The organism is Erwinia sp. OLFS4 (assembly GCF_002752165.1).
Classification (GTDB): domain Bacteria; phylum Pseudomonadota; class Gammaproteobacteria; order Enterobacterales; family Enterobacteriaceae; genus Izhakiella.
In genome coordinates this window covers 52,622-74,340 of record NZ_MOMB01000001.1, presented here as the reverse complement: position 1 = coordinate 74,340, position 21,719 = coordinate 52,622, and the positions used below count along the sequence as shown (strand labels likewise).

Below are 21,719 nucleotides of genomic sequence, written 5' to 3'. Positions count from 1 at the left end.
ATCTCTCATGACCAGCCGCCGTTACGATCCTGACAGTCGCCGGGGCGCGTTAATGGAACGCATTGAACACGACATCCCGGCAACGGTAGCCCAGGCCCTGACGGAAGATCTGGGCCACAGTATCGACAGTTCCCAGGACATTACTGCGGCGTTGCTCCCTGCCGATGCCCGCTCACATGCACAGGTGATCACCCGTGAGGACGGCATATTTTGCGGCAAACGCTGGGTTGAAGAGGTCTATATTCAGCTGGGTAACCGTTGTGAAATCAGCTGGCTGGTTAATGATGGCGATAGCATTCACGCCAACCAGGCCCTGTTTGAAATCAGCGGTCCTTCATCGTTAATTCTCACCGGCGAGCGCACCGCGCTGAATTTTGTGCAAACGTTGTCCGGCGTGGCCAGCGAGGTTCGACGTTATGTTGCCCTGCTGGAAGGCACGCAGGCTCAGCTGCTGGATACCCGAAAAACTATTCCAGGCCTGCGAACCGCGCTGAAATATGCCGTACTTTGCGGCGGTGGCCGCAATCACCGGCTGGGGCTGTATGATGCTTTTCTGATTAAAGAAAATCATATTATTGCCAGTGGTTCAGTCAGTCAGGCGGTGGAAAAAGCATTGTGGCTTCAGCCAGATTTGCCGGTTGAAGTGGAAGTGGAATCCCTTAGCGAACTGAGCGAAGCGCTGAATGCCGGTGCGGATATTGTCATGCTGGACAACTTCACGCTGGCACAGATGCGCGAAGCGGTGAACATCACCGCCGGAGGCGCATTACTGGAAGTTTCCGGTAATGTTACCCTTGAAACATTACGCGCTATTGCAGAAACTGGCGTCGATTACATTTCGGTAGGCGCCCTGACGAAAAACATTCACGCACTCGATCTCTCCATGCGCTTTCGCTGAGGCGGCTCACGCAGGATACCGTCTGGCATTGTTATACCGTCAGGCCTGACGCGGCTGGTTTTGCGGGCGCGATTCCATCAGGCCTGCCACATCATGTAAAGCCGCGCGTTTGTCTGCGCGCCAGCATCAAAACGCCTTTCCTGCCACTGGTTTCATCCGGCCATTTGCGCAGCATAGTCACTCCACGCACTATTCAGGAGTCACGATGTCTGCACAACAAGGATTTACCCTGATTGAACTGATGATTGTTATCGCCATTGTGGCAATTCTCAGTGCTATTGGCCTGCCGGCCTAACAAAACTATCTGCAAAAAGCAGCCTTAACCGACATGCTGCAAAGCACCATGCCGCTTAAAACGGCGGTTGAAATCTGCGCGATTGAACAGGGTGCAACCGGTAACTGCAGCGAAGGAAATGCCGGTATTCCGTCAGCAACACCATCACGCTATATCGCCAGCAGCACAGTGAACGCCGGCGTTATTTCATTAACTGGACAGGATAATCTGCAGGGGCTGGCGGTAACACTGACCCCGGACTGGAACCCCCAGCAAGGGATTATGCGCTGGCAGCGTCGCTGTGAAACCAGTGCCAGCACGCTTAAAAGCGCCTGCGAATCGGTATTTCGTTTTGACGACGAGGACAAAAGTTCATGAGCATGGCTGATGCCACAATGCTGCATGCCCTTTGTCAGCGTTATCAGGCAGTTTTACTGGAAAATCATCCAGACTGCGTCACTATCGCCACTGCAGGTCAGGCGCAGGATGATCTGATGGAAGCCCTGCGTTTTGTCTGCCACGCGCGGATTGAAGTCCTCAGCTGGAGTCCCGGGCAAATTGCGGCCTGGCGCGATAAAAACGACCGGATCGACCCGACGCCTTTTGACCAGGAAAATCTGGCTACCGCCGCCAGACTCGAACGTCTGCTGCAGCTGGCGTTACAACACCGGGCTTCAGATATTCATCTTGAACCGCAAGCAGACGGGTTTCGCGTCCGCCTGCGGATTGATGGCGTGCTGCAAATTGCCAGTACGCTAAGCCTCGCCAGCGGCCACGCGCTGGTTGCTCGCCTGAAGGTTCTGGCCGCCCTTGATATCGCCGAACGACGCTTTCCGCAGGACGGTCAGTTCAGCCAGCAGCACGACACAGGACAAAACCTTTCTTTTCGACTATCAACCTTGCCGACACAGTATGGTGAAAAGGCGGTATTGCGTTTGCAGCAGCATGCTGAACAGACTGACAGCCTTAACCGGCTCGGCATGTCAGCCCCGCTACTGCTGCATTTTCAGCAGGCACTGAATCAGCCTCAGGGAATGATCCTGGTAACCGGCCCGACCGGCAGTGGTAAAACTCTCACGCTGTACAGCGCGCTAAGCTGGCTCAATCAGCCACAACGCAATATCTGCAGCGTCGAAGATCCGATCGAAATCCCGTTACCTGGCATTATCCAGACCCAGGTCAATCACAAAATTGATCTCGGCTTCCGGCAGGTGTTACGCGCCCTGCTACGCCAGGACCCGGATATTATTATGCTGGGTGAAATTCGCGATGCCGAAACCGCAGCCATTGCCGTCAACGCTGCACAAACCGGGCATCTGGTGCTGTCAACGCTGCACACCAACTCTACGCTGGAAACGCTGGTAAGGCTGCGACAAATGGGATTACCTGGTTATCAGTTAGGCCCGGCATTAAAAATGGTTATCGCCCAGCGTCTGGTACGCCGTTTATGTCCTTATTGCCGGCAAACGGGGGAACGGCTGGATAATCTGCCGGCAACGCTGTGGTCAGGCACCTTACAAAACTGGCTGGCGACAGGCTGTGATCGCTGTTTTTCCGGTTTTTATGGCCGTCTGGCGTTGTTTGAAGTCTTGCCAATCAGCCAGCCACTACAGGCCGCTATTGCCAGTGATGCCAGCCAGCAACAGCTCCAGTCGCTGGTGGCAGAACAAAATCTTAGCCGGCTATTTAGCGAAGGGTTGCAAGCGGTTAACCGTGGCGATACCACCCTGGAAGAACTCAAACGCGTAACCGGAAGCTATTATGAATAAAACCCTGCTCTTTCACTGGCAGGCTGTCGACAACAGCGGCGGCTGGCAGCAAGGTGAACGCCTGGCACTCAATCGCCAGCAGGTGTATCTCTATCTGAATGATAACCAGCTTTCACCGTTACGTATCCGCCTGCGCGGTCTCTATGTTACTGCCGGCTGGCAGAAGGCGGCACGCATTACGCTGATGCGCCAGCTTGCTACCTTGCTTAAGGCCGGAATGCCGCTGGCAGCCAGTCTTAACATGCTGAGTCATGGCCAGCATAAATGCTGGTGTTTACTACTCAGACAGCTGGCGGAGCAGATTAGCCAGGGCAACGCCTTTGCCCAGGCCCTGCGACAGTGGCCGGTAATATTCCCCCCACTTTTCCCGGCGCTGGTACAAATTGGCGAACTGACCGGCCAGCTGGACAACTGCTGCCAGCGACTGGCGACACAACAGGAACGTCAGCAGTTACTGCACAAAAAAGTCCAGAAAGCGCTGCGTTATCCGCTGTTCATTTTGCTGGTAGCGGCGGCAACCAGCGCTGCGATGCTGCTGTTTGTTCTGCCTGAATTTGTTGCGATTTATGACAACTTTGATGCCCGCCTGCCGGCTTTTACCCGCGCGGTCATGCAGCTGTCTGAATGGTTACAACTGAACGGACTCTGGCTGATACTGGCTTTGGTCTGTCTGCCCACCGGCTGGCGCTATCAGCAACGCCGTTCACCGGCTATGCGCCTTTTTCTGCAGCGCCTGATATTGCGTCTGCCGCTGGTGGCAACATTGTGGCGCGGCAGCATTCTCAGCCAGATTTTTACCACACTAAGCCTGACTCAGCAGGCGGGGATCCCGCTGGCGGAAGGGCTAAAAGCAACGGCGCAAACCTTGCCTGGCGGCGTGTGGCAACAGGCATTGCAGGGCCTTATCCAACATATTGAAGCCGGGCAGCCGCTTCACCGGGCGTTACAGCAGCATCCGCTGTTTACATCGCTCTGTTATCAGCTGATTAAGGTGGGGGAAGAGGCCGGCGCGCTGGACGACATGCTGAGTCGCCTGGCCGGGTGGCATGAAAATCAGACGCTGGAACGAGCGGAAAACCTGGCTGCCATGCTTGAACCGGCAATGATGGTTATTGTCGGCGGGATTATTGGTACCCTGGTAATTGCCATGTATTTACCGGTATTCAACCTTGGCGCAGCGCTGGGTTAGGCGCCCGACCGGCGGGCGCCAGAGAAAAATTAAGCGTTATATACGCGATTTTCCTGCTCGGCAACGCGGATAAAGGTCGTACGTTTAGTCAGTTCTTTTAGCCGGCTGGCGCCGACATAAGTACAGGCTGAACGCAGGCCACCCAGAATGTCACGCGCGGTGTCTTCAACCGGGCCTCGCAGTGGTAACTTAACGGTTTTTCCTTCAGCGGCCCGATAACCTGCCACACTGCCCACATGACGTTTCATCGCCGTTTCTGAACTCATACCGTAAAAAAGCATAAACTTCCGGCCCTGCTCTTCCACTACCGTTCCTTCACATTCATCATGCGCGGCCAGCATCCCGCCGAGCATGACAAAGTCCGCCCCGCCACCGAAAGCTTTTGCCACGTCCCCAGGCACCGAACAGCCGCCATCACTGACAATCTGACCGCCAAGGCCGTGAGCGGCATCGGCACACTCAATGACGGCCGACAGCTGCGGATAACCGACGCCGGTTTTTACCCGCGTGGTGCACACAGAGCCAGGACCGATGCCGACTTTAACAATATCAGCGCCGGAAAGAATCAGTTCTTCCACCATTTCGCCGGTCACCACATTGCCGGCACAGATGGTTTTTGCCGGAAAGGCCTGACGGGCACGCTGTAAGAATTCGACAAAATGTTCCGAGTACCCGTTAGCCACATCAATACAGATAAAATTCAGTGTCGGTGAAAGCGCGACGATTTGCTGTAATTTGCTGAAATCCGCATCGGAGGTTCCGGTTGAAACCATAACATAGTTCAGCACTTTTTCCGGAACGCGCGCAATAAATGCGCGCCAGTCGTCAACGCTATAATGTTTATGAACCGCCGTGAGAATAGCAAACTCAGCCAGTGCCTGCGCAATGCGAAAGGTGCCCACGGTGTCCATATTGGCCGCAATCACCGGTACGCCAGACCAGCTAAGCTGGGAATGCTTGAAGCTAAAACTGCGCGTCAGCTCAACTTCTGAGCGGCTTTTCAGGGTTGAACGTTTAGGACGGATCAGCACGTCTTTAAAGCCGAGCTTAATATCTTCTTCAATACGCATAGCTTAAAATTCCTGTAGCGGTGAGGTGACATATCGCATTATGCCTGTCGATCATACGCGTTAAAATCAGCGCGGCAAGACTGCGAAAAAAATCCCGGATAGGCTACAATCCAGTAAATTTATCTGCACCGTTTCATTGTGAACTTGCGCACATATTTGCGCCACGATCGTCGCTGATATTGACAATATGGCACACAAATATTCAAAACAAGGAATCCGGGCTTATGGGGTATACCGTCGCGCTGACAGGTGGCATCGGCAGCGGTAAGAGTACCATTGCGCAGGCATTCGCTTCGCTGGGCGTTGAATGGGTTGATGCCGACGACATCGCCCGTCAGGTGGTCGAACCCGGCACGCCGGCACTGGAGAAGATTATTCAACGCTTTGGCCCGACCATTCTGCTGCCGGATGGCCGTTTAGATCGCCGTGCACTGCGTCAGTATATCTTTGCTGATGCCAACAGTAAGCAATGGCTGAATCATCTGCTGCACCCTCTTATCCACGCGCAAACACAACGTCAGCTGGATAAAATGACCTCACCATGGCGCCTGTGGGTCGTCCCGCTACTGGTTGAGAATCAGCTGCAAAATCAGGCTGACCGCGTGCTGGTCGTGGATGTCCCGCGCGAAATACAGCTGGCCCGCGCGATGGCGCGCGATGGCATGACCCGGCAACAGGCGGAACGCATACTGGCAGCCCAGGCGTCGCGCGAAGCGCGCCTGGCTATCGCCGACGATATTATTGATAACAGCGGGACACCGGCATCAGTACGCCCCCGCGTCGCCGGCTTGCATCAGCGCTATCTGGCGCTGGCTGCAGCCGCACAGCAGGATGGAGAGTATGAGTAATTCGGTACTTTTTGAGCATCCGCTCAATGAAAAAATGCGCACCTGGCTACGCATTGAATTTTTGTTACAACAGCTTCATCAGTGCCACGCCGTCAGCAATACGCTCAATGCCCTGACGCTGTTTCGTAACCTGGCCGATCTGCTCGATGTACTCGAGCGCGGCGAATTACGTACCGATATCCTTAAAGAACTGGATCGCCAGCAGCAAAAATTACAGGCATGGATCAACGTGCCGGGGGTCGACAGCCAGATCGTTTATACATTAATAGATAAGTTAAAACAGCAGCATATCCGTCTGATGGCGGTCTCCCGTCCTGGCCAGCAGCTGCGCGAGGATCGGCTGATTGGCCTGGTGCGCCAGCGCCTGAGTATCCCCGGCGGCTGCTGTAGTTTTGACCTGCCCACGCTCCACCTGTGGCTGCATCTGGCCCAGGAAACGCGCGATAGCCAGATAGCCTGCTGGCTGGCTTCGCTGGAGCCACTGCATAGTTCACTGACGCTGTTGCTGGACCTGATTCGTCAATCCGGCGCATTTCACCACCAGAGCAGTGTTAACGGCTTTTACCAGGGTAACGCAGGGGAAGCCGATCTGCTGCGGCTGAAACTGACGCTGGCCGATTCACTTTATCCGCAGATTTCCGGCCATAAAAGCCGCTATGCCATCCGCTTCCTGCCCCTGGACAGCGACGCGGGTGAAGTACCGTCACAACTGGATTTTCAACTGGCATGCTGCTGAGGTAAAACATGAGCGATGAGATTATTTTTGTCACCTGTCCCGGCTGCGGTAAGCAGGTAATCTGGGGTACGTTAAGCCCGTGGCGTCCATTTTGCAGCAAACGCTGTCAGCTGATTGATCTCGGCGAATGGGCGGCAGAGGAAAAGCGCATCCCCAGCAGCACCGAAATGACCGACAGCGATGACTGGAGTGAAAACCCGCTGGAGCGCGAGTAAATCCATCGCCAGACAGCCTGGCGTCAGGCGCCCGCTTCGGCAACCAGACGCGCAACAATGGCATGATTTGCCGGCGGGAACTCACTGGCGATCAGATGATTCTGCGCCAGCCAGCGATGCGGTTGTCCTTCGCGTCCGTAAGGTTCACCACGCCAGCCTGTCACCATAAAAAAATGCAGAGTTACGCGCACATCCGGGTAATGGTGGTCGGCCAGATCATAAGGCGTCAGGTCAGTCACCTCAATGCCGGTCTCTTCTTCCAGCTCACGGACCAGCGCTTGCTGCGCCGTTTCGTTTGCTTCGATTTTCCCACCGGGAAATTCCCACATATTCGCCATATGAGAAGTGGCCGGACGCCGTGCGAGGAAAATCTCACCCTGGGGGTTGCGAATGATGCCAACGGCAACCTGCAGATGTTTCATTGATTTCTCCGGTGATAAAAAAGCGCCCCGCAGGGCGCCATACAGACTGAAGCCGTCAGGCCAGCCGGCCGTGACATTGCTTATACTTTTTACCTGAACCACAAGGACAAGGGTCATTACGTCCGACTTTACGGTCACCGCTCTGTGCCGCCAGCGCAATACTGGCTTCGGTATCGTCATCCACGTGGCTGAGTCGCTGCTGCTGTGCCAGGCGTTCTGCTTCCTGGCGACGCTGCTCTTCCATCTCTTCGATCTCTTCCGGCATGCGCACCTGAACTTTGCTAAGGGTGCTGATCACCTCATATTTGAGCGCTTCCAGCATGGCGGCAAACATGGCAAAAGATTCACGCTTGTACTCCTGCTTCGGGTCTTTTTGCGCATAACCGCGCAGATGAATACCCTGGCGCAGGTAATCCATTGCGGCCAGGTGCTCTTTCCACAATGAATCCAGCGTCTGCAACATGACCCCTTTTTCAAAGTGACGCATCATCTCAGCGCCGACCACCTGTTCTTTACTCTGGTAATGAGAGGTAGCATTTTCCAGGATGCGCTCGCGCAACGTTTCTTCATGCAGCTCTGGTTCTTTATTCAGCCAGCTTGCTACCGGCAGATCAAGATCGAAATCGGCTTTCAGCCGTTCCTGTAAGCCCGGTACATCCCACATTTCTTCCAGCGACTGCGGCGGAATGTAGCTATCGATAACAGTTTTAAACACATCCTCACGGATGCTGTTAATGGTGTCGCTAACGTCAGAAACATCCAGCAGTTCATTACGCTGGCTGTAGATGGCACGCCGCTGATCGTTAGCCACGTCATCATATTCCAGCAGCTGTTTACGGATATCAAAGTTACGGCTTTCCACCTTGCGTTGCGCATTGGCAATCGCTTTGGTAACCCAGGGATGCTCAATCGCCTCACCGGGTTTCATACCCAGTTTACGCATCATGCCTGCCACACGGTCAGAAGCAAAAATGCGCATCAGAGCATCTTCCATTGAAAGATAAAAACGCGATGAACCGGGGTCACCCTGACGTCCGGCACGGCCACGCAACTGGTTATCAATACGTCGCGATTCGTGACGTTCTGTACCGATAATATGCAAACCACCGGCTTCCAGTACCTGGTTATGACGCGCCTGCCACTGGGTTTTAATGGCTTCAATTTGCGCCTCATCCGCTTGCTCAAGTTCAGCAACTTCAACCTGCCAGCTTCCGCCCAGTACAATATCGGTACCACGACCGGCCATATTGGTGGCAATAGTAACAGCCCCCGCCTGACCGGCCTGCGCCACGATTTCAGCTTCGCGCGCATGGAACTTGGCATTTAACACATTGTGTTTAATGCCTTCCCGCGTCAGAGCGTTTGAAATAACTTCCGACTTTTCAATCGAAATGGTTCCCACCAGCACCGGTTGTCCTTTGGCGGTGCGTTCACGAATATCGTCAATAATGGCCTGAATCTTGTCCGCTTCGGTCATGTAAACCAGATCGGCCATGTCCTTACGCACCATTGGCCGGTTGGTCGGTACCACGATGGTGTCCAGCTTGTAAATGGAGCTGAACTCAAAAGCTTCGGTATCGGCGGTCCCCGTCATCCCGGCAAGCTTTTCATATAAGCGGAAATAGTTCTGGAAGGTAATCGAAGCCAGCGTCTGGTTTTCATTCTGAATCTCAACGCCTTCTTTTGCTTCGACCGCCTGATGCAGGCCATCAGACCAGCGGCGGCCCTGCATGGTGCGCCCGGTGTGCTCGTCGACGATAATCACTTCGCCGTCTTTCACGATGTAGTCCACATCGCGGGTAAACAGCGCGTGGGCGCGCAGCGCAGCGGTGACATGGTGCATCATCATGATGTTATTGGGTGAATACAGCGATTCACCTTCTTCCATGATGTTCTGACTGACCAGTAACTCTTCAATCAGTTCAAGGCCGCGCTCGGTCAGATGAACCTGACGCGCTTTTTCATCCAGCCAGAAGTGGCCGTCCCCTTTGAAGGTATCAGAATCTTCTTTTTCCTGACGCTGCAGGTGGGGAATGATTTTATTTACCTTGATATAGAGTTCGGAGCTGTCTTCGGCCGGGCCAGAGATAATCAGCGGGGTGCGCGCTTCGTCGATAAGAATCGAGTCGACTTCATCCACCAGCGCATAGTGCAGCTTGCGCTGAACCCGCTCTTCGGGACTGAACGCCATGTTATCGCGCAGGTAGTCAAAGCCATATTCGTTATTGGTGCCGTAGGTAATATCTGCCGCGTAGGCTTCGCGCTTCGCTGGTGCCGGCATGCCCGGCAGGTTGATGCCAACGGTCAGACCGAGAAACTCAAACAGCGGACGGTTGTTTTCGGCGTCACGCTGTGCCAGGTAATCATTGACGGTAACGATATGAACCCCTTTGCCGCTTAGCGCATTCAGGTAAGCCGGCAACGTCGCCGTCAGGGTTTTACCTTCACCGGTGCGCATTTCTGCGATACAACGGTCGTTAAGTACCATACCGCCCAGCAGCTGGACGTCAAAGTGGCGCATGCCAAATACCCGCTTACTGGCCTCACGCACCGTGGCAAATGCAGCAGGAATAAGATTTTCCAGTGCCTCGCCTTTTTCCAGCCGGGCACGAAACTCTGCGGTTTTCGCTTTCAGCTCATCATCACTGAGCGCTTCGAACTCAGCTTCCATGCGATTAATTGCATCCACTTCTTTACGCATGCGGCGCAGTGTACGATCGTTACGACTACCAAAAACTTTAGTTAATAGTTTAATCAGCATAATAAAAATATTCTCTCAGCACCGTCTCCGACGGCTATAAAAAAAATGAAAAAATCTTAATCAGACAAACTGAGAGGGGCCGGCGCGAATACCCAGCACGCTCGCCAGCCAGCCAGCCGTCTGCTGCGACAGCCTGCCGGGCGAATGGTAAGTATGATTAAACTGAATAATCCCCGCCGGCCGGGCTTCATGGGTCAGCAGCGCGTTGAGCGTATCCAGTAACGCCAGTCGTTCAACATGCAGCGGGAGTACACCGTCATCGGCGGCCAGGTTTTCCGTCGGCGTCAGGGTAAAAGAAAGGTGGCGAATCACCGTGCGAATAGCATGCTGGTGCCAGTAATCGACAGACAACCCGGGACGTCGCGGGGTTTCCTGCCATAGCGCCAGGGTATTAAGATGTGGAATAGTGCGAATATTCAGGCTGCAGGTGGCACTATCAGTGAGGCTATTTTGTCCGCCGGCATGGGCGCCAGGCAGGCCAAAACCGGCCGCAACCACACCCAACAGGAGGTGCGACCAGAAATAACGTCTGCCAAATTGTCGCCAACGATTTAAAATACTAATCACACTATTCCACCGGAGCCTGCGATGCGTGACAGCCGCCCACAATCTATTGAAAAACTTTTCGATGAAACACAGAGTTCAGGGACGTTACAGCAAATTCAGCAACGCGCTGTTGCACTGAACAAACTGAATAAAGCGGTCCGCGCACTGCTGCCTTCTCAGCTACACCCCTGGCTCAGAGTTGCTAATTATCGCCAGGGAATACTGGTACTTGAAGTAGCCAATGCCAGCTGGATGATGCGGTTACGCTATGAACAACCCGCACTTCTTTCTGCATTACGAGCGCAGATAATACCATCATTGGCCGCAATCGACATCAGTATTAATCCATCGCTAGCGGCGAAAACTGCACCGACCAGTCAGCACAGCGCGCCAGCCGCAGCCAGCAAAGAAAATAATATGGGATGTCAGCTCAGTGCAGAGAGTGCCGCTGCGTTACGCAACGTCGCCGCGCGCAGCCCGGAAAAACTGAAGGAAAAATTAGAACGACTGGCTTCACTGGCCGGAGAGAGTGGTACCAGCAAAACCAGTCGTGATAAGTAAGGTTACTAACTCTTTATGCTAAAACCAGATTTGGCGCTCTGAAAGCTAACGGCAGCTCGGCTTCGTCCTCATAGGTTGCCCATTCCCAGGCTTCCTGTTTCGCCAGCACCGCCTGCAACAGCTTATTGTTCAAAGCGTGACCCGACTTGAATGCAGAGAATGCGCCGATGATGTTATGACCACACATAAACAGGTCACCGATGGCGTCGAGCATTTTGTGACGCACAAATTCATCTTCAAAGCGTAAACCGTCTTCATTCAGCACGCGGAAATCGTCTAACCCGATAGCACAATCCAGACTACCGCCCAGGCACAGGCCCTTAGATTGCAGGTATTCGATTTCACGCATGAAACCAAAAGTACGGGCGCGACTGATTTCACGCATAAAAGCGTCGGTTGAAAAATTCAGCTGATAGCGCTGTGAGCTGGCATCAATAGCCGGATGCTGAAAATCGATAGTAAAATCGAGCGAGAAACCGTTATAGGGTTTAATCTCAGCCCATTTATCGCCATCTTCAACACGTACCGCCTGCTTAACGCGGACAAAACGCTTAGCGCTGTTAAGCTGATCGACACCAGCGTCCACCAGCAGATAAACAAAAGGCGCGGCGCTACCGTCCATAATCGGCACTTCCGGTGCATCAACTTCAACAATGATGTTGTCGATGCCCAGACCCGCCAGCGCGGCGTTCAGGTGTTCTACGGTAGAGATGCGTACGCCTTCATCGTTGACCAGGCAGGTACTCAGCATGGTATCGCGCACGTATTTTGCATCAGCCGGGAAATCAACCGGTGGATTCAAGTCAGTGCGACGATAGATGACCCCGGTATTCGCCGGCGCAGGGCGCAGCGTCAGCGTGACTTTCTTGCCGGTATGTAAACCAACACCAGTCGCCTGAACGATACGTTTTATGGTCCGTTGTTTGATCATCGTATTATCTCGCAAAAATTACTGACCCGACCGACAGTCTAACTGACTGTCAGTCGGAGATCTTAGCACAAAGAGCGGAGATGTTAACTATCAGTTCATTCCTAATCAGCCTGCTTACGCAGAAATGCCGGAATATCAAGATAATCTGGCTCTTTATTCGGCTGTGAACCGCTGTTGTCATTCACCACTTTCGCCGCAGGTTTCTGCTCCTGTGGCAACGGTGACATACCATGCTGCTGGTAGCGGTGGTCCATTACCGGCTGTGCCTGCTGCTTGTTAGTCACCAGGGTAATTTCAGGACGTTTGTCCATACCAATACCGGTGGCCACCACGGTGACACGCAGCTCGTCGTTCATTTCCGGATCCAGTGAGGTTCCGATAACCACGGTAGCGTTATCTGAGGCGAAAGCACGGATGGTATTCCCCACGGTTTCAAACTCATCCAGACGCAGGTCAAAGCCAGCGGTGATGTTAACCAGCACGCCACGGGCACCTGACAGATCGATGTCTTCCAGCAGCGGGCTGGAAATTGCCATTTCTGCCGCTTCTTCTGCACGGTCTTCGCCGCAAGCGACACCGGAGCCCATCATGGCATAGCCCATTTCTGACATCACAGTGCGCACGTCAGCAAAGTCGACGTTCATCAGCCCGGGACGGGTAATCAGCTCGGCGATACCCTGCACGGCGCCTTTTAACACGTCATTTGCCGCACCAAACGCATCCAGCAGTGAAATTCCGCGGCCCAGCACTTTCAGCAGCTTGTCATTCGGGATAGTGATCAGTGAATCAACATGCCGGGAAAGCTCAGCGATACCCTGCTCAGCAAACGCCATGCGTTTTTTGCCTTCAAAGTTAAAAGGCTTAGTCACCACCGCAACGGTAAGAATACCCAGTTCTTTCGCGACTTCAGCCACTACCGGGGCGGCACCAGTACCGGTGCCACCGCCCATACCGGCGGCGATAAACACCATATCAGCACCGTCCAGCGCAGAGCGCAGGGCGTCGCGATCTTCTTCAGCAGATGTCCGGCCTACTTCCGGATTAGCGCCAGCGCCCAGACCTTTAGTAATGTTATTACCAATCTGGATAGTCTGGCCAACGGCCGTTTTACGTAACGCCTGCGCATCGGTGTTGACAGCAAAAAATTCCACACCTTCAATGCGCTCGCGCACCATGTGTTCGACGGCATTGCCACCGCCCCCGCCGACGCCGATGACTTTAATCACCGCGTCATTGGTTAACTCCATTGGTTCAAACATAATTTCTCTCCGTTATGTGCCTGTTCTGTCGCCAGGAGATCGCTGATGACTATTAGCATGATCTCCTTTTGTAAAAATTAAAACTCTTTTCTCAGCCAGCTGTTGATCCGTTTGAACCAGTTACCAACTGAGGCCCGTTTTTCAATCTCTGCCTCACCGCTCAGGTGAGACTCTTTTCCATAGTGCAGTAGGCCAACCGCCGTTGAGTAGTAAGGCTCCTGAGCGTAATCCGTTAATCCGGTAATATTGAGTGGCTGCCCGATACGCACCTGGGTGTGGAACACCCGCTGCGCACAGGCCGCCAGTCCTTCAATTTGTGCTGCGCCACCGGTAAGCACGATGCCGGCGGCCAGGTGATGCTTCACGCCCTGCTGACGCAGTTGCTCCTGTAGCTGGAGAATTTCATCATTCACCAGGTTCAGTAATTCGGTATAACGAGGCTCAATCACCTCCGCCAGGGTCTGACGCTGCAGACTGCGTGGCGGACGGCCTCCCACACTGGGCACTTCCACGTTTTCGTCTTTACCGACGATGGAACCCAGGGCACAGCCATGGCGGACTTTAATCGCTTCGGCATCCGTAGGTGGCGTGCCAAACGCATAGGCAATGTCGCTGGTTACCACGTTACCGGCATAGGGAATAACCTTGGTATGACGCAGCGCTCCACCGGTATACACCGCAATATCCATGGTGCCGCCACCGACATCCACCACGCAAACCCCCAGTTCACGTTCATCCTCGGTCAGTACCGCATAACTGGAAGCCAGTCCGGCAAAAATCAGTTGGTCAACTTTCAGGCCACAGCGTTCAACGGCTTTCACAATATTTTTCGCCATGTCGTTGTGACAGGTGATCAAATGCACTTTTGCCTGCATCCGCACCCCCGACAGCCCCACCGGGTTTTTAATACCTTCCTGATAATCGATGGCGTATTCCTGCGGTATAACGTGCAGGATACGGTGTTCATCCCGCACGCGCACCGATTTGGCGGTATGCACCACGTTATCAACGTCTTCGGCGGTCACTTCCTCTTCTGAAATCGGCACCATACCAATTTCGTTCTGGCAGCTAATGTGCTTTCCTGACAGCGCCAGATAAACGGAGGAGATTTGACAGTCGGCCATCAGTTCTGCTTGATCAATCGCCCGCTGGACACATTTCACTACCGATTCAAGATCGTTAACGCCGCCTTTATCCATGCCGCGTGAAGGGCAGCTGCCTACCCCAATAATATTCACCATGCCATCAGGCAAAACTTCGCCTACGAGCGCTGCCACCTTCGCGGTGCCAATCTCGAGTCCAACTACCAGTTTTCTGTCCGTCGACTTGATCATTGTTGTTTAGCCTGTGCCTGATTCTGTTGCTGTTTACTGTCCTGAGACTCAACCGGAGCCGGTGTCCAACCAACGGCTGCGCCAGAGTCATAGCGCAAATCCACATAGCTTATCCGCTTGTTCTGACTCTGCGCCTGCTGTTGCAGAACCGGGTAAAGCTCAATAAAACGTTTAATCCGCCTGTTCGCGTCATCACGCCCCAACTCCAGACGCGTATCATCACTCAGGGTCAGTTGCCATGAGCGCCGCGCGGTCATGGCAGCGGCTTTAAGCGTAAATTTGCTGACGGCAAGCAAATCACGCATCTGACGATATCCCTCAAGCACTTCCTGCTCGCTGCCTTCCGGGCCGTACAACATCGGCAAAGTATCCTTGCCGACGCGGCTGGCTGGAATGCTGAATGATTTTCCTTCTGCATCAACCATATGCAGATCATTCCAGCGTGCAACCGGTACATATTCAACCAGATGAATCTTTAATTCGTCCGGCCACTGCTTACGTACGCTGACCTGTTTAATCCAGGGCAGGCGTTCAATTTGCTGCTGAATCACATTCACGTCCTGCGACATGAAGGTCCCCGGCGCCCCCAGCGACAGAATGGCCTGTCGAATATCGTCGTTGGTGGTGTAGTGTGTCTGACCGGTTACCACCAGTCGCGACAGCGGCAACCGTGACGCATCATTCATCCACTTTACGACCACCACGCCCGCAGCCAGCATCACCGCTATCACCAGCAACAGAAAAATAATGCCTGCCAGTCGTGCACCATTGCTGCGTCCTGAAGGGACTCGGGATTTCGGCTCCTTGTTGCGGACGTTTAACGCTGCCTGCGACATATCAGCGCGCCAGCTCCAGAATACGGACCACCAGCTGTGAGAAACTCATCCCCGCCTGCCTGGCCGCTTTCGGCGTCAGGCTATGCCCGGTCATGCCAGGCGCGGTGTTCACTTCCAGCAGATAAAACTGGTCGTCGGCACCCATCATCACATCCACGCGTCCCCAGCCATGGCAACCCAGTGCCCGCCAGGCTTTCAGCACAATCTGAGCTAATTCTGCTTCCCGTTGCGCACTCAGTCCGCTCGGACAAAAATATTGCGTGTCATCAGAAATATATTTTGCCTCGTAGTCGTAATACTCACCGGCAGGCTGAATACGAATCGATGGCAGCACCTCATCACCCAGCACGCTGACGGTTAATTCCGGGCCGGCGAGAAATGATTCCACCAGCACGTCATCATCAAAACGCAATGCTTCGTCAATGGCCGCCTGCAGCTGTGAAGCCTGGTTAACCCGGGTAATTCCGACGCTGGAACCTTCATTAGCCGGCTTGACAAACAGCGGCAATCCCAGCGCATCAATACGTGCCTTCAGCGCCGCCGGCAGCCCCTGCGCCAGATCACGGCGCTGCAGTGCCACATAGGGCGCCACCGGCAGACCCGCGCCCTGCCAGACCAGTCTGGAACGCAGTTTGTCCATGCCAATCGCCGACGCCATCACACCGCTACCGGTATAAGGGATGTCGAGAAACTCCAGCACAGCCTGCAGCCGGCCATCTTCTCCCCCCCGGCCGTGCAGGATGATAAACGCCTTATTAAACCCACGTTCTTTCAGGCTCAGCACCGGAACATCGCGGGTATCGACCGCGTGCGCATCAATACCGGCTTCCAGCAGTCCCGCCAGTACGGCCTGACCGGATAGCAACGAAACGTCACGTTCCGCCGAGGTTCCCCCCAGTAATACTGCGACTTTATCCGCCATGGTGTTCCTCTTCAGTGGGTTTAGGCTTGAGTTTCTGCTCCGCCAGCGTGCGGGCAATACGGCCTACGTTCCCGGCCCCCTGTACCAGAATCAGATCGTTCCCACTCAACGCTGGCGCCAGCATATCGGCAACCCATTCGTGATCTGAAACCAAAATCGGATCCACTTTTCCCCGGCTACGGATAGTGCGGCACAGAGAACGGCTGTCAGCGCCAGGTATCGGTGATTCACCTGCCGGATAGACATCCAGCATCAGTAATACGTCTACCTGTGACAGCACATTGGCGAAATCGTCATATAAATCGCGGGTACGCGTGTAGCGATGCGGCTGAAAAATCATCACCAGACGTTTATCCGGCCAGCCTGCACGCGCCGCCTGAATCGTGGCCTCGACTTCGGTCGGGTGATGTCCGTAATCGTCAATCAGCATCGCGCTGCCCGCTGCCCCGCTGACTGAGGTCACCGGAAATTCGCCAAGGAAATCAAAGCGGCGCCCGGTGCCCTGAAAACTTTCCAGCGCACGTAAAATGTCCTGGTCTTCAATCCCTTCCTCAGTCGCCACCGCCACCGCCGCCGCGGCATTCAGGGCGTTATGCCGCCCTGGGGCATTTAGCGTCACCTGCATCACCGGCTTATCCTGCCGCACCAGGCTAAAGTGTCCCTGCGCGCCGTGCTGTTCATAGCTGTCGATACGCACATCGGCATCATCACTAAAACCGTAGGTCGTGACTTTACGCCCGACCCGTGGGATCAGATCGCGGATCACCGCATCATCCACACACATCACCGCGCGGCCATAAAACGGCAGGTTGTGCAAAAAATTGATAAACGTCTGTTTCAGATTTTCAAAGTCGCCCTGGTAGGTATCCATATGGTCGGCTTCAATATTGGTGACAATAGCCACCATCGGTTGCAGATGGAGAAACGATGCATCGCTCTCGTCTGCTTCTGCAATCAGGTAACGGCTGCTGCCCAGTCGGGCATGGGTCCCGGCGGCCTTTACCAGCCCGCCATTAACAAAGGTCGGATCCAGTCCACCTTCAGCATAAATACTGGCAACCATGGCGGTGGTGGTGGTTTTACCGTGGGTGCCGGCAATGGCAATGCCATGACGAAAACGCATCAGCTCCGCCAGCATTTCCGCGCGCCGTATTACCGGAATGCGTGCTTCGCGCGCCGCAACCAGTTCTGGGTTGTCCTGGGCCACCGCGGTCGATACCACCACCACGCTGGCATCACTGACGTTTTCCGCACGGTGATTAAAGTAAATGGTTGCACCCAGCGCCGAGAGATGCTGCGTGACTGCGTTCGGTGCTAAATCCGACCCGCTAATCTGATAGCCTTCATTAGCCAACACTTCGGCAATACCGCCCATGCCAGCACCACCGATGCCGACAAAGTGAATGTGCCTGACGCGACGCATCTCGGGCACAATTAAACGCAGTTTCGCCAGTTGTTGTGTATTCATCATCTCTTTCAGCGGATAATCCGCTTTACTCTCGCTATTTATGAACAGAAAAATGCTGTTCTGTCAGAAAGTGACTGCCATTAACTGGCAGCCTGAATAACGGCATCAGCAACCCGGCGGGTAGCATCGGGAATCGCCACTTCGCGGGCTTTATTCGCCATTGCCAGCAGGGTGGTTCTGTCCCAGCCTGCCAGGGTACCGGCAACCCCTTCAGCAGTAAACTGAGGTTGCTCAAAAATTTTTGCGGCGCCGGCCTTTTCCAGCGGCAACGCATTCCAGTACTGCTGGCGATCCTGATGCTGAAAAGGCACAAAAATCGCCGGTAATCCTGCGGCGGCCACTTCGCTTACCGTCAGCGCGCCGGAACGACAAACCACCACATCCGCCCAGGCATAAGCTGCCGCCATATCATCGATAAACTCAACCACCCGGTTCGGGGTCAGGTTTGCCTGCAAATAAGCCTGGCTTACCCCTTCGCCCGCGCCCTTACCAACCTGATGCCATACAGAAATCTTGTCAGCCAGTATTGCCGCCACTTTCGGCATGGTTTCATTCAGTATCCGCGCCCCCTGGCTGCCGCCAATCACCAGCACCCTGATTGGCCCTTCACGCCCTGCCATACGTTCAGCAGGGCGCGGCAGTGCCAGCACGTCTTCACGGACCGGATTTCCCACCACCTCAGCCTTTGCAAAGGCGCCTGGAAAAGCCTGCATCACCTTTTTAGCAATGCGCGAAAGCCATTTATTGGTCATTCCGGCGATGCCGTTTTGTTCATGCAATATCAGCGGAATGCCACGGCTCCATGCTGCGACGCCGCCGGGGCCGGAAACATAGCCGCCCATCCCCAGCACCACATCGGGTTGCCAGCGGCGCATAATTGCGCGCGCCTGACGGGTGGCGTTAATAATACGCAGTGGCGCCAGCAGCTGGGCTTTGATCCCTTTGCCACGCAGGCCGCTGATACGGATAAAATCAATCTCAATCCCGTTTTTCGGGACCAGATCCGCTTCCATACGGTCAGCGGTGCCAAGCCAGCGTACCTGCCAGCCTTGCGCCATCAGATAGTGCGCCACGGCCAGCCCAGGGAAGACATGTCCCCCGGTTCCGCCTGCCATCACCATCAACCGTTTTGCGCTCATCATTTAACCCCTTGAAAACGCCTGCGCTTTCGCCAGACGTGTTTCAAAATCTATCCGTAACAACAGCACAATGGCCGTCGACATAATCAGCAGGCTTGATCCACCGTAGCTGATAAGCGGTAATGTCAGCCCTTTGGTCGGCAGCATTCCCGCAGCAGCCCCAACGTTGACCAGGGCCTGAAAGCTAAACCACACGCCGATGGAGCAGGCGAGGAAACCAGAAAAACGCTGATCAATTTCCAGCGCACGCCGGCCAATCGACATCGCGCGGAAAGAGACAAAAAACACCATCAGCAAGGTAAATACCACGCCGATATAACCTAACTCTTCACCAATAATGGAGAAGATAAAGTCAGTATGCGCTTCCGGCAGGTACTCCAGCTTCTGCACTGAATTGCCTAGCCCCTGACCCCACAGTTCACCGCGCCCAAATGCCATCAGCGACTGAGTCAGCTGGTAGCCGCTACCGAAAGGGTCTTCCCACGGATTCCAGAAAGACGTCACGCGGCGCATACGATAGGGTTCGGCAATAATCAATAACACCACGGCAAAGATGCCGGAACCGATGATGGCAAGGAATTGCCACAGTTTGGCGCCGGCCAGGAACAGCATGGCCAGCGTGGTGACAAACAGTACCACCACGGTGCCTAAATCTGGCTGCGCCAGCAGCAGCACCGCCAGCAGCACCATCACGCCCATCGGCTTACAAAAGCCCCAAAAGTTATTGCGCACCTCTTCAACCTTGCGCACCAGGTAGCTGGCGAGGTAACAAAACAGCGACAGCTTGGAGAGCTCAGCAGGCTGAATGCGTAATGGCCCCAGCGCAATCCAGCGTGAGGCGCCGTTTACCGAGCTCCCTACCACCAGAACAATCAGTAGCATGACGAGGGATACCATCAGCATAACGTTGCTGTAACGCTGCCAGATCGCCATCGGGATACGCAGTGTTATCAGTGCCAGTCCGAACGCCAGAGCCAGATAAAAGGCATCACGCCGGGCAAAAAAGAACGGGTCATTGGACATACGCTGTCCTACCGGCATCGAGGCGGAGGTCACCATCACAAATCCCATCACCGCCAGGCCAAAGGTGAGCCACAGCAGGGTACGATCATAAAGAACAATGACGTTGGCGTCGCTCTCCTTCGACCCCATAACCCAGTCTTTCAGACGATTGGCGATTCCGCCCGTCAGGGCGCCGGCCAGTACCATTCCAGGAATACGCATTATCCGAGCTCCCTGGCAAGCTGGGTGAAAACTTCACCACGCTGTTCAAAGTTCTTAAACTGATCGAGACTGGCGCAGGCCGGTGACAGCAGCACCATATCGCCGGCTTTAACCTGTGCGGCTATCTGTGTCATGGCCTGCGCCAGCGTTTCAGTCTGGGTGGTAATCTCTGGGCGCAGCGCGGCCAGCTCGGCACGATCGCGGCCAAAACAGAACAGACGTAACCTGTCGCCCTGCAAATGCGCTTTGAGCGGTTCAAAATCCGCTGACTTACCGTCACCACCCAGTAGTAACCAGAGGGTACCTTCAACCTGTAAGCCATTCAGCGCCGCTTCCGTACTGCCAACATTGGTTGCTTTCGAGTCGTTAATCCAGCGAACGCCATTGTGCTGATGCGCCAGCTGGAAACGGTGGGCAAGGCCACTAAACCGGGTCAGAGCAGACAGACTGGAGCTGCGCGGCAAACCAACGGCATCCGCCAGAGCCAACGCGGCCAGCGCGTTGGTATAGTTATGCTGTCCGCTCAGTTTCATTTCAGCGGTATCCAGCACTTTATCGCCTCTGATACGCAGCCATACGCTGCCCTGCTGGCGATTAAGGTGATAATCCCCGACATCAATACCAAAGCTGACACAGCGCTGGTCGGCACCGCGTACCGGCATGGTCATGGCATCGTCGGCATTAACCACGCAGACCTGCGCATTTTCATAAATTCGCAGCTTGGCAGCGCGATACTGCTGCATACCCAGCGGATAGCGATCCATGTGGTCTTCAGTCACGTTGAGGATGGTTGCCGCCGCCGCATGCAGGCTATTGGTGGTTTCCAGCTGAAAACTGGAAAGCTCCAGCACATACAGCTGGGCCGGATGCTCAAGCAGCAGCAAGGCTGGCAGGCCAATATTACCGCCAATGCCAACGCTCCAGCCGGCGGTTTTGGCCATTTCACCCACCAGTGTCGTCACGGTACTTTTGCCGTTTGAACCGGTGATTGCCACAATCGGTGCCTGCGCTTCGCGGCAGAACAGTTCAATATCGCCGACAATTTCCACACCGGCTTCCTGTGCCAGCGACAGTTCGGGGGTGGACAATGCCACGCCGGGGCTGACGACAATCAAATCAGCGTTAAGCAGCCAGTCCTGATTCAGGGAGCCGAGCCAGCGCTCGACATTTTTCGGTAATCTGGTTATGTCTGGCGGAACGACACGGGTATCCATTACCCGCGGGGTTACACCGCGGGCAACGAAAAAATCGACGCAGGAGAGGCCGCTGGCCCCTAACCCGATAATGACGACTTTTTTACCCAGATAGTCAGCCATA

Annotated in this window: 20 protein-coding genes and 1 pseudogene; 8 read left to right on the top strand and 13 right to left on the bottom strand. The window is 54.7% G+C overall.

Features of this window, described 5'->3' with window-relative positions:
• Nucleotides 1–7: 7 nt before the first annotated feature.
• From nadC to hofC, 4 genes and pseudogenes are all read left to right on the top strand, one after another.
• On the top strand, nt 8–898 hold the full coding sequence (gene nadC, locus BL249_RS00320) for a carboxylating nicotinate-nucleotide diphosphorylase (RefSeq protein WP_099706435.1): 891 nt from the start codon (nt 8–10) through the stop codon (nt 896–898).
• A 205-nt stretch (nt 899–1,103) separates the two neighbouring features.
• Nucleotides 1,104–1,550 (top strand): annotated as a pseudogene (ppdD, locus tag BL249_RS00315) (prepilin peptidase-dependent pilin).
• Entirely contained in the window at nt 1,547–2,941 is a 1,395-nt protein-coding gene (gene gspE / locus BL249_RS00310; protein ID WP_099706434.1) for a type II secretion system protein GspE, read from the top strand. Before ppdD ends, gspE begins: the two are co-directional and overlap by 4 nt.
• On the top strand, nt 2,934–4,130 hold the full coding sequence (gene hofC, locus BL249_RS00305; protein WP_099706433.1) for a protein transport protein HofC: 1,197 nt from the start codon (nt 2,934–2,936) through the stop codon (nt 4,128–4,130). The genes gspE and hofC overlap by 8 nt, the downstream gene beginning before the upstream one ends.
• A gap of 29 nt (nt 4,131–4,159) precedes the next feature.
• Here hofC and BL249_RS00300 read toward each other — a convergent pair whose 3' ends face one another.
• On the bottom strand, nt 4,160–5,200 hold the full coding sequence (locus BL249_RS00300; RefSeq protein WP_099706432.1) for a GMP reductase: 1,041 nt from the start codon (nt 5,198–5,200) through the stop codon (nt 4,160–4,162).
• Between the two features lie 224 nt (nt 5,201–5,424).
• Between BL249_RS00300 and coaE the strand changes: the two genes are divergently transcribed.
• The 3 genes from coaE to yacG are packed head-to-tail and all read left to right on the top strand — an operon-like array spanning nt 5,425 to nt 6,999.
• The gene (gene coaE / locus BL249_RS00295) at nt 5,425–6,048 is read left to right on the top strand and encodes a dephospho-CoA kinase (RefSeq protein WP_099706431.1); all 624 of its coding nucleotides are present in this window, start codon (nt 5,425–5,427) and stop codon (nt 6,046–6,048) included.
• Nucleotides 6,041–6,784, top strand: coding sequence for a cell division protein ZapD (gene zapD, locus BL249_RS00290; protein WP_099706430.1), 744 nt, complete (start codon nt 6,041–6,043; stop codon nt 6,782–6,784). Before coaE ends, zapD begins: the two co-directional genes overlap by 8 nt.
• 8 nt (nt 6,785–6,792) lie before the next feature.
• Entirely contained in the window at nt 6,793–6,999 is a 207-nt protein-coding gene (gene yacG / locus BL249_RS00285) for a DNA gyrase inhibitor YacG (protein ID WP_099706429.1), read from the top strand.
• 23 nt (nt 7,000–7,022) lie between these two features.
• On the opposite strand, the gene mutT is transcribed toward yacG, so the two are convergent.
• From mutT to secM, 3 genes are read right to left on the bottom strand one after another with little or no spacing between them, the layout of a single operon-like run.
• Nucleotides 7,023–7,421, bottom strand: coding sequence for an 8-oxo-dGTP diphosphatase MutT (gene mutT / locus BL249_RS00280; RefSeq protein WP_099706428.1), 399 nt, complete (start codon nt 7,419–7,421; stop codon nt 7,023–7,025).
• A 55-nt stretch (nt 7,422–7,476) separates the two neighbouring features.
• On the bottom strand, nt 7,477–10,182 hold the full coding sequence (gene secA, locus BL249_RS00275) for a preprotein translocase subunit SecA (protein WP_099706427.1): 2,706 nt from the start codon (nt 10,180–10,182) through the stop codon (nt 7,477–7,479).
• 60 nt (nt 10,183–10,242) lie between these two features.
• Complete coding sequence (gene secM / locus BL249_RS00270; protein ID WP_099706426.1) at nt 10,243–10,749, bottom strand: secA translation cis-regulator SecM; 507 nt, start codon at nt 10,747–10,749, stop codon at nt 10,243–10,245.
• A gap of 21 nt (nt 10,750–10,770) precedes the next feature.
• Between secM and BL249_RS00265 the strand changes: the two genes are divergently transcribed.
• A complete protein-coding gene (locus tag BL249_RS00265) occupies nt 10,771–11,289 on the top strand; it encodes a DUF721 domain-containing protein (RefSeq protein WP_099706425.1) in 519 nt (172 codons plus the stop codon).
• 13 nt (nt 11,290–11,302) lie between these two features.
• On the opposite strand, the gene lpxC is transcribed toward BL249_RS00265, so the two are convergent.
• The 9 genes from lpxC to murD all read right to left on the bottom strand — a co-directional run bounded on the left by lpxC (nt 11,303) and on the right by murD (nt 21,718).
• The gene (lpxC, locus tag BL249_RS00260) at nt 11,303–12,220 is read right to left on the bottom strand and encodes a UDP-3-O-acyl-N-acetylglucosamine deacetylase (RefSeq protein ID WP_099706424.1); all 918 of its coding nucleotides are present in this window, start codon (nt 12,218–12,220) and stop codon (nt 11,303–11,305) included.
• Between the two features lie 101 nt (nt 12,221–12,321).
• Nucleotides 12,322–13,479 (bottom strand): cell division protein FtsZ, encoded by a 1,158-nt coding sequence (gene ftsZ / locus BL249_RS00255; protein ID WP_099706423.1) that lies wholly within the window; start codon nt 13,477–13,479, stop codon nt 12,322–12,324.
• A 77-nt stretch (nt 13,480–13,556) separates the two neighbouring features.
• Nucleotides 13,557–14,813 carry a cell division protein FtsA gene (ftsA, locus tag BL249_RS00250; protein WP_099706422.1) on the bottom strand — a complete coding sequence of 419 codons (1,257 nt, stop codon included), beginning with the start codon at nt 14,811–14,813 and terminating at the stop codon, nt 13,557–13,559.
• Complete coding sequence (gene ftsQ / locus BL249_RS00245; protein ID WP_099706421.1) at nt 14,810–15,649, bottom strand: cell division protein FtsQ; 840 nt, start codon at nt 15,647–15,649, stop codon at nt 14,810–14,812. Before ftsQ ends, ftsA begins: the two co-directional genes overlap by 4 nt.
• Before the next feature lies 1 nt (nt 15,650).
• Complete coding sequence (locus tag BL249_RS00240) at nt 15,651–16,571, bottom strand: D-alanine--D-alanine ligase (protein WP_099706420.1); 921 nt, start codon at nt 16,569–16,571, stop codon at nt 15,651–15,653.
• Nucleotides 16,561–18,039 (bottom strand): UDP-N-acetylmuramate--L-alanine ligase, encoded by a 1,479-nt coding sequence (gene murC, locus BL249_RS00235; protein WP_099706534.1) that lies wholly within the window; start codon nt 18,037–18,039, stop codon nt 16,561–16,563. The genes BL249_RS00240 and murC overlap by 11 nt, the downstream gene beginning before the upstream one ends.
• Before the next feature lie 80 nt (nt 18,040–18,119).
• Nucleotides 18,120–19,178: an undecaprenyldiphospho-muramoylpentapeptide beta-N-acetylglucosaminyltransferase gene (gene murG, locus BL249_RS00230; protein ID WP_099706533.1), complete on the bottom strand. Its 1,059-nt coding sequence runs from the start codon at nt 19,176–19,178 to the stop codon at nt 18,120–18,122.
• Nucleotides 19,179–19,181: 3 nt separating this feature from the next.
• Nucleotides 19,182–20,402 carry a cell division protein FtsW gene (ftsW, locus tag BL249_RS00225; protein WP_099706419.1) on the bottom strand — a complete coding sequence of 407 codons (1,221 nt, stop codon included), beginning with the start codon at nt 20,400–20,402 and terminating at the stop codon, nt 19,182–19,184.
• Nucleotides 20,402–21,718 (bottom strand): UDP-N-acetylmuramoyl-L-alanine--D-glutamate ligase, encoded by a 1,317-nt coding sequence (murD, locus tag BL249_RS00220; protein ID WP_099706418.1) that lies wholly within the window; start codon nt 21,716–21,718, stop codon nt 20,402–20,404. Before murD ends, ftsW begins: the two co-directional genes overlap by 1 nt.
• Nucleotide 21,719 lies beyond the last annotated feature (1 nt).

Coding starts and splice junctions, on each gene's coding strand:
- ftsW (WP_099706419.1), bottom strand. CDS start 20,402: ATGCGTATTCCTGGAATGGTACTGGCCGGCGCCCTGACGGGCGGAATC.
- BL249_RS00265 (WP_099706425.1), top strand. CDS start 10,771: ATGCGTGACAGCCGCCCACAATCTATTGAAAAACTTTTCGATGAAACA.
- yacG (WP_099706429.1), top strand. CDS start 6,793: ATGAGCGATGAGATTATTTTTGTCACCTGTCCCGGCTGCGGTAAGCAG.
- murD (WP_099706418.1), bottom strand. CDS start 21,718: ATGGCTGACTATCTGGGTAAAAAAGTCGTCATTATCGGGTTAGGGGCC.
- hofC (WP_099706433.1), top strand. CDS start 2,934: ATGAATAAAACCCTGCTCTTTCACTGGCAGGCTGTCGACAACAGCGGC.
- lpxC (WP_099706424.1), bottom strand. CDS start 12,220: ATGATCAAACAACGGACCATAAAACGTATCGTTCAGGCGACTGGTGTT.
- murG (WP_099706533.1), bottom strand. CDS start 19,178: ATGAGCGCAAAACGGTTGATGGTGATGGCAGGCGGAACCGGGGGACAT.
- nadC (WP_099706435.1), top strand. CDS start 8: ATGACCAGCCGCCGTTACGATCCTGACAGTCGCCGGGGCGCGTTAATG.
- mutT (WP_099706428.1), bottom strand. CDS start 7,421: ATGAAACATCTGCAGGTTGCCGTTGGCATCATTCGCAACCCCCAGGGT.
- BL249_RS00240 (WP_099706420.1), bottom strand. CDS start 16,571: ATGGCGGATAAAGTCGCAGTATTACTGGGGGGAACCTCGGCGGAACGT.
- gspE (WP_099706434.1), top strand. CDS start 1,547: ATGAGCATGGCTGATGCCACAATGCTGCATGCCCTTTGTCAGCGTTAT.
- secA (WP_099706427.1), bottom strand. CDS start 10,182: ATGCTGATTAAACTATTAACTAAAGTTTTTGGTAGTCGTAACGATCGT.
- ftsA (WP_099706422.1), bottom strand. CDS start 14,813: ATGATCAAGTCGACGGACAGAAAACTGGTAGTTGGACTCGAGATTGGC.
- zapD (WP_099706430.1), top strand. CDS start 6,041: ATGAGTAATTCGGTACTTTTTGAGCATCCGCTCAATGAAAAAATGCGC.
- coaE (WP_099706431.1), top strand. CDS start 5,425: ATGGGGTATACCGTCGCGCTGACAGGTGGCATCGGCAGCGGTAAGAGT.
- murC (WP_099706534.1), bottom strand. CDS start 18,039: ATGAATACACAACAACTGGCGAAACTGCGTTTAATTGTGCCCGAGATG.
- ftsZ (WP_099706423.1), bottom strand. CDS start 13,479: ATGTTTGAACCAATGGAGTTAACCAATGACGCGGTGATTAAAGTCATC.
- BL249_RS00300 (WP_099706432.1), bottom strand. CDS start 5,200: ATGCGTATTGAAGAAGATATTAAGCTCGGCTTTAAAGACGTGCTGATC.
- ftsQ (WP_099706421.1), bottom strand. CDS start 15,649: ATGTCGCAGGCAGCGTTAAACGTCCGCAACAAGGAGCCGAAATCCCGA.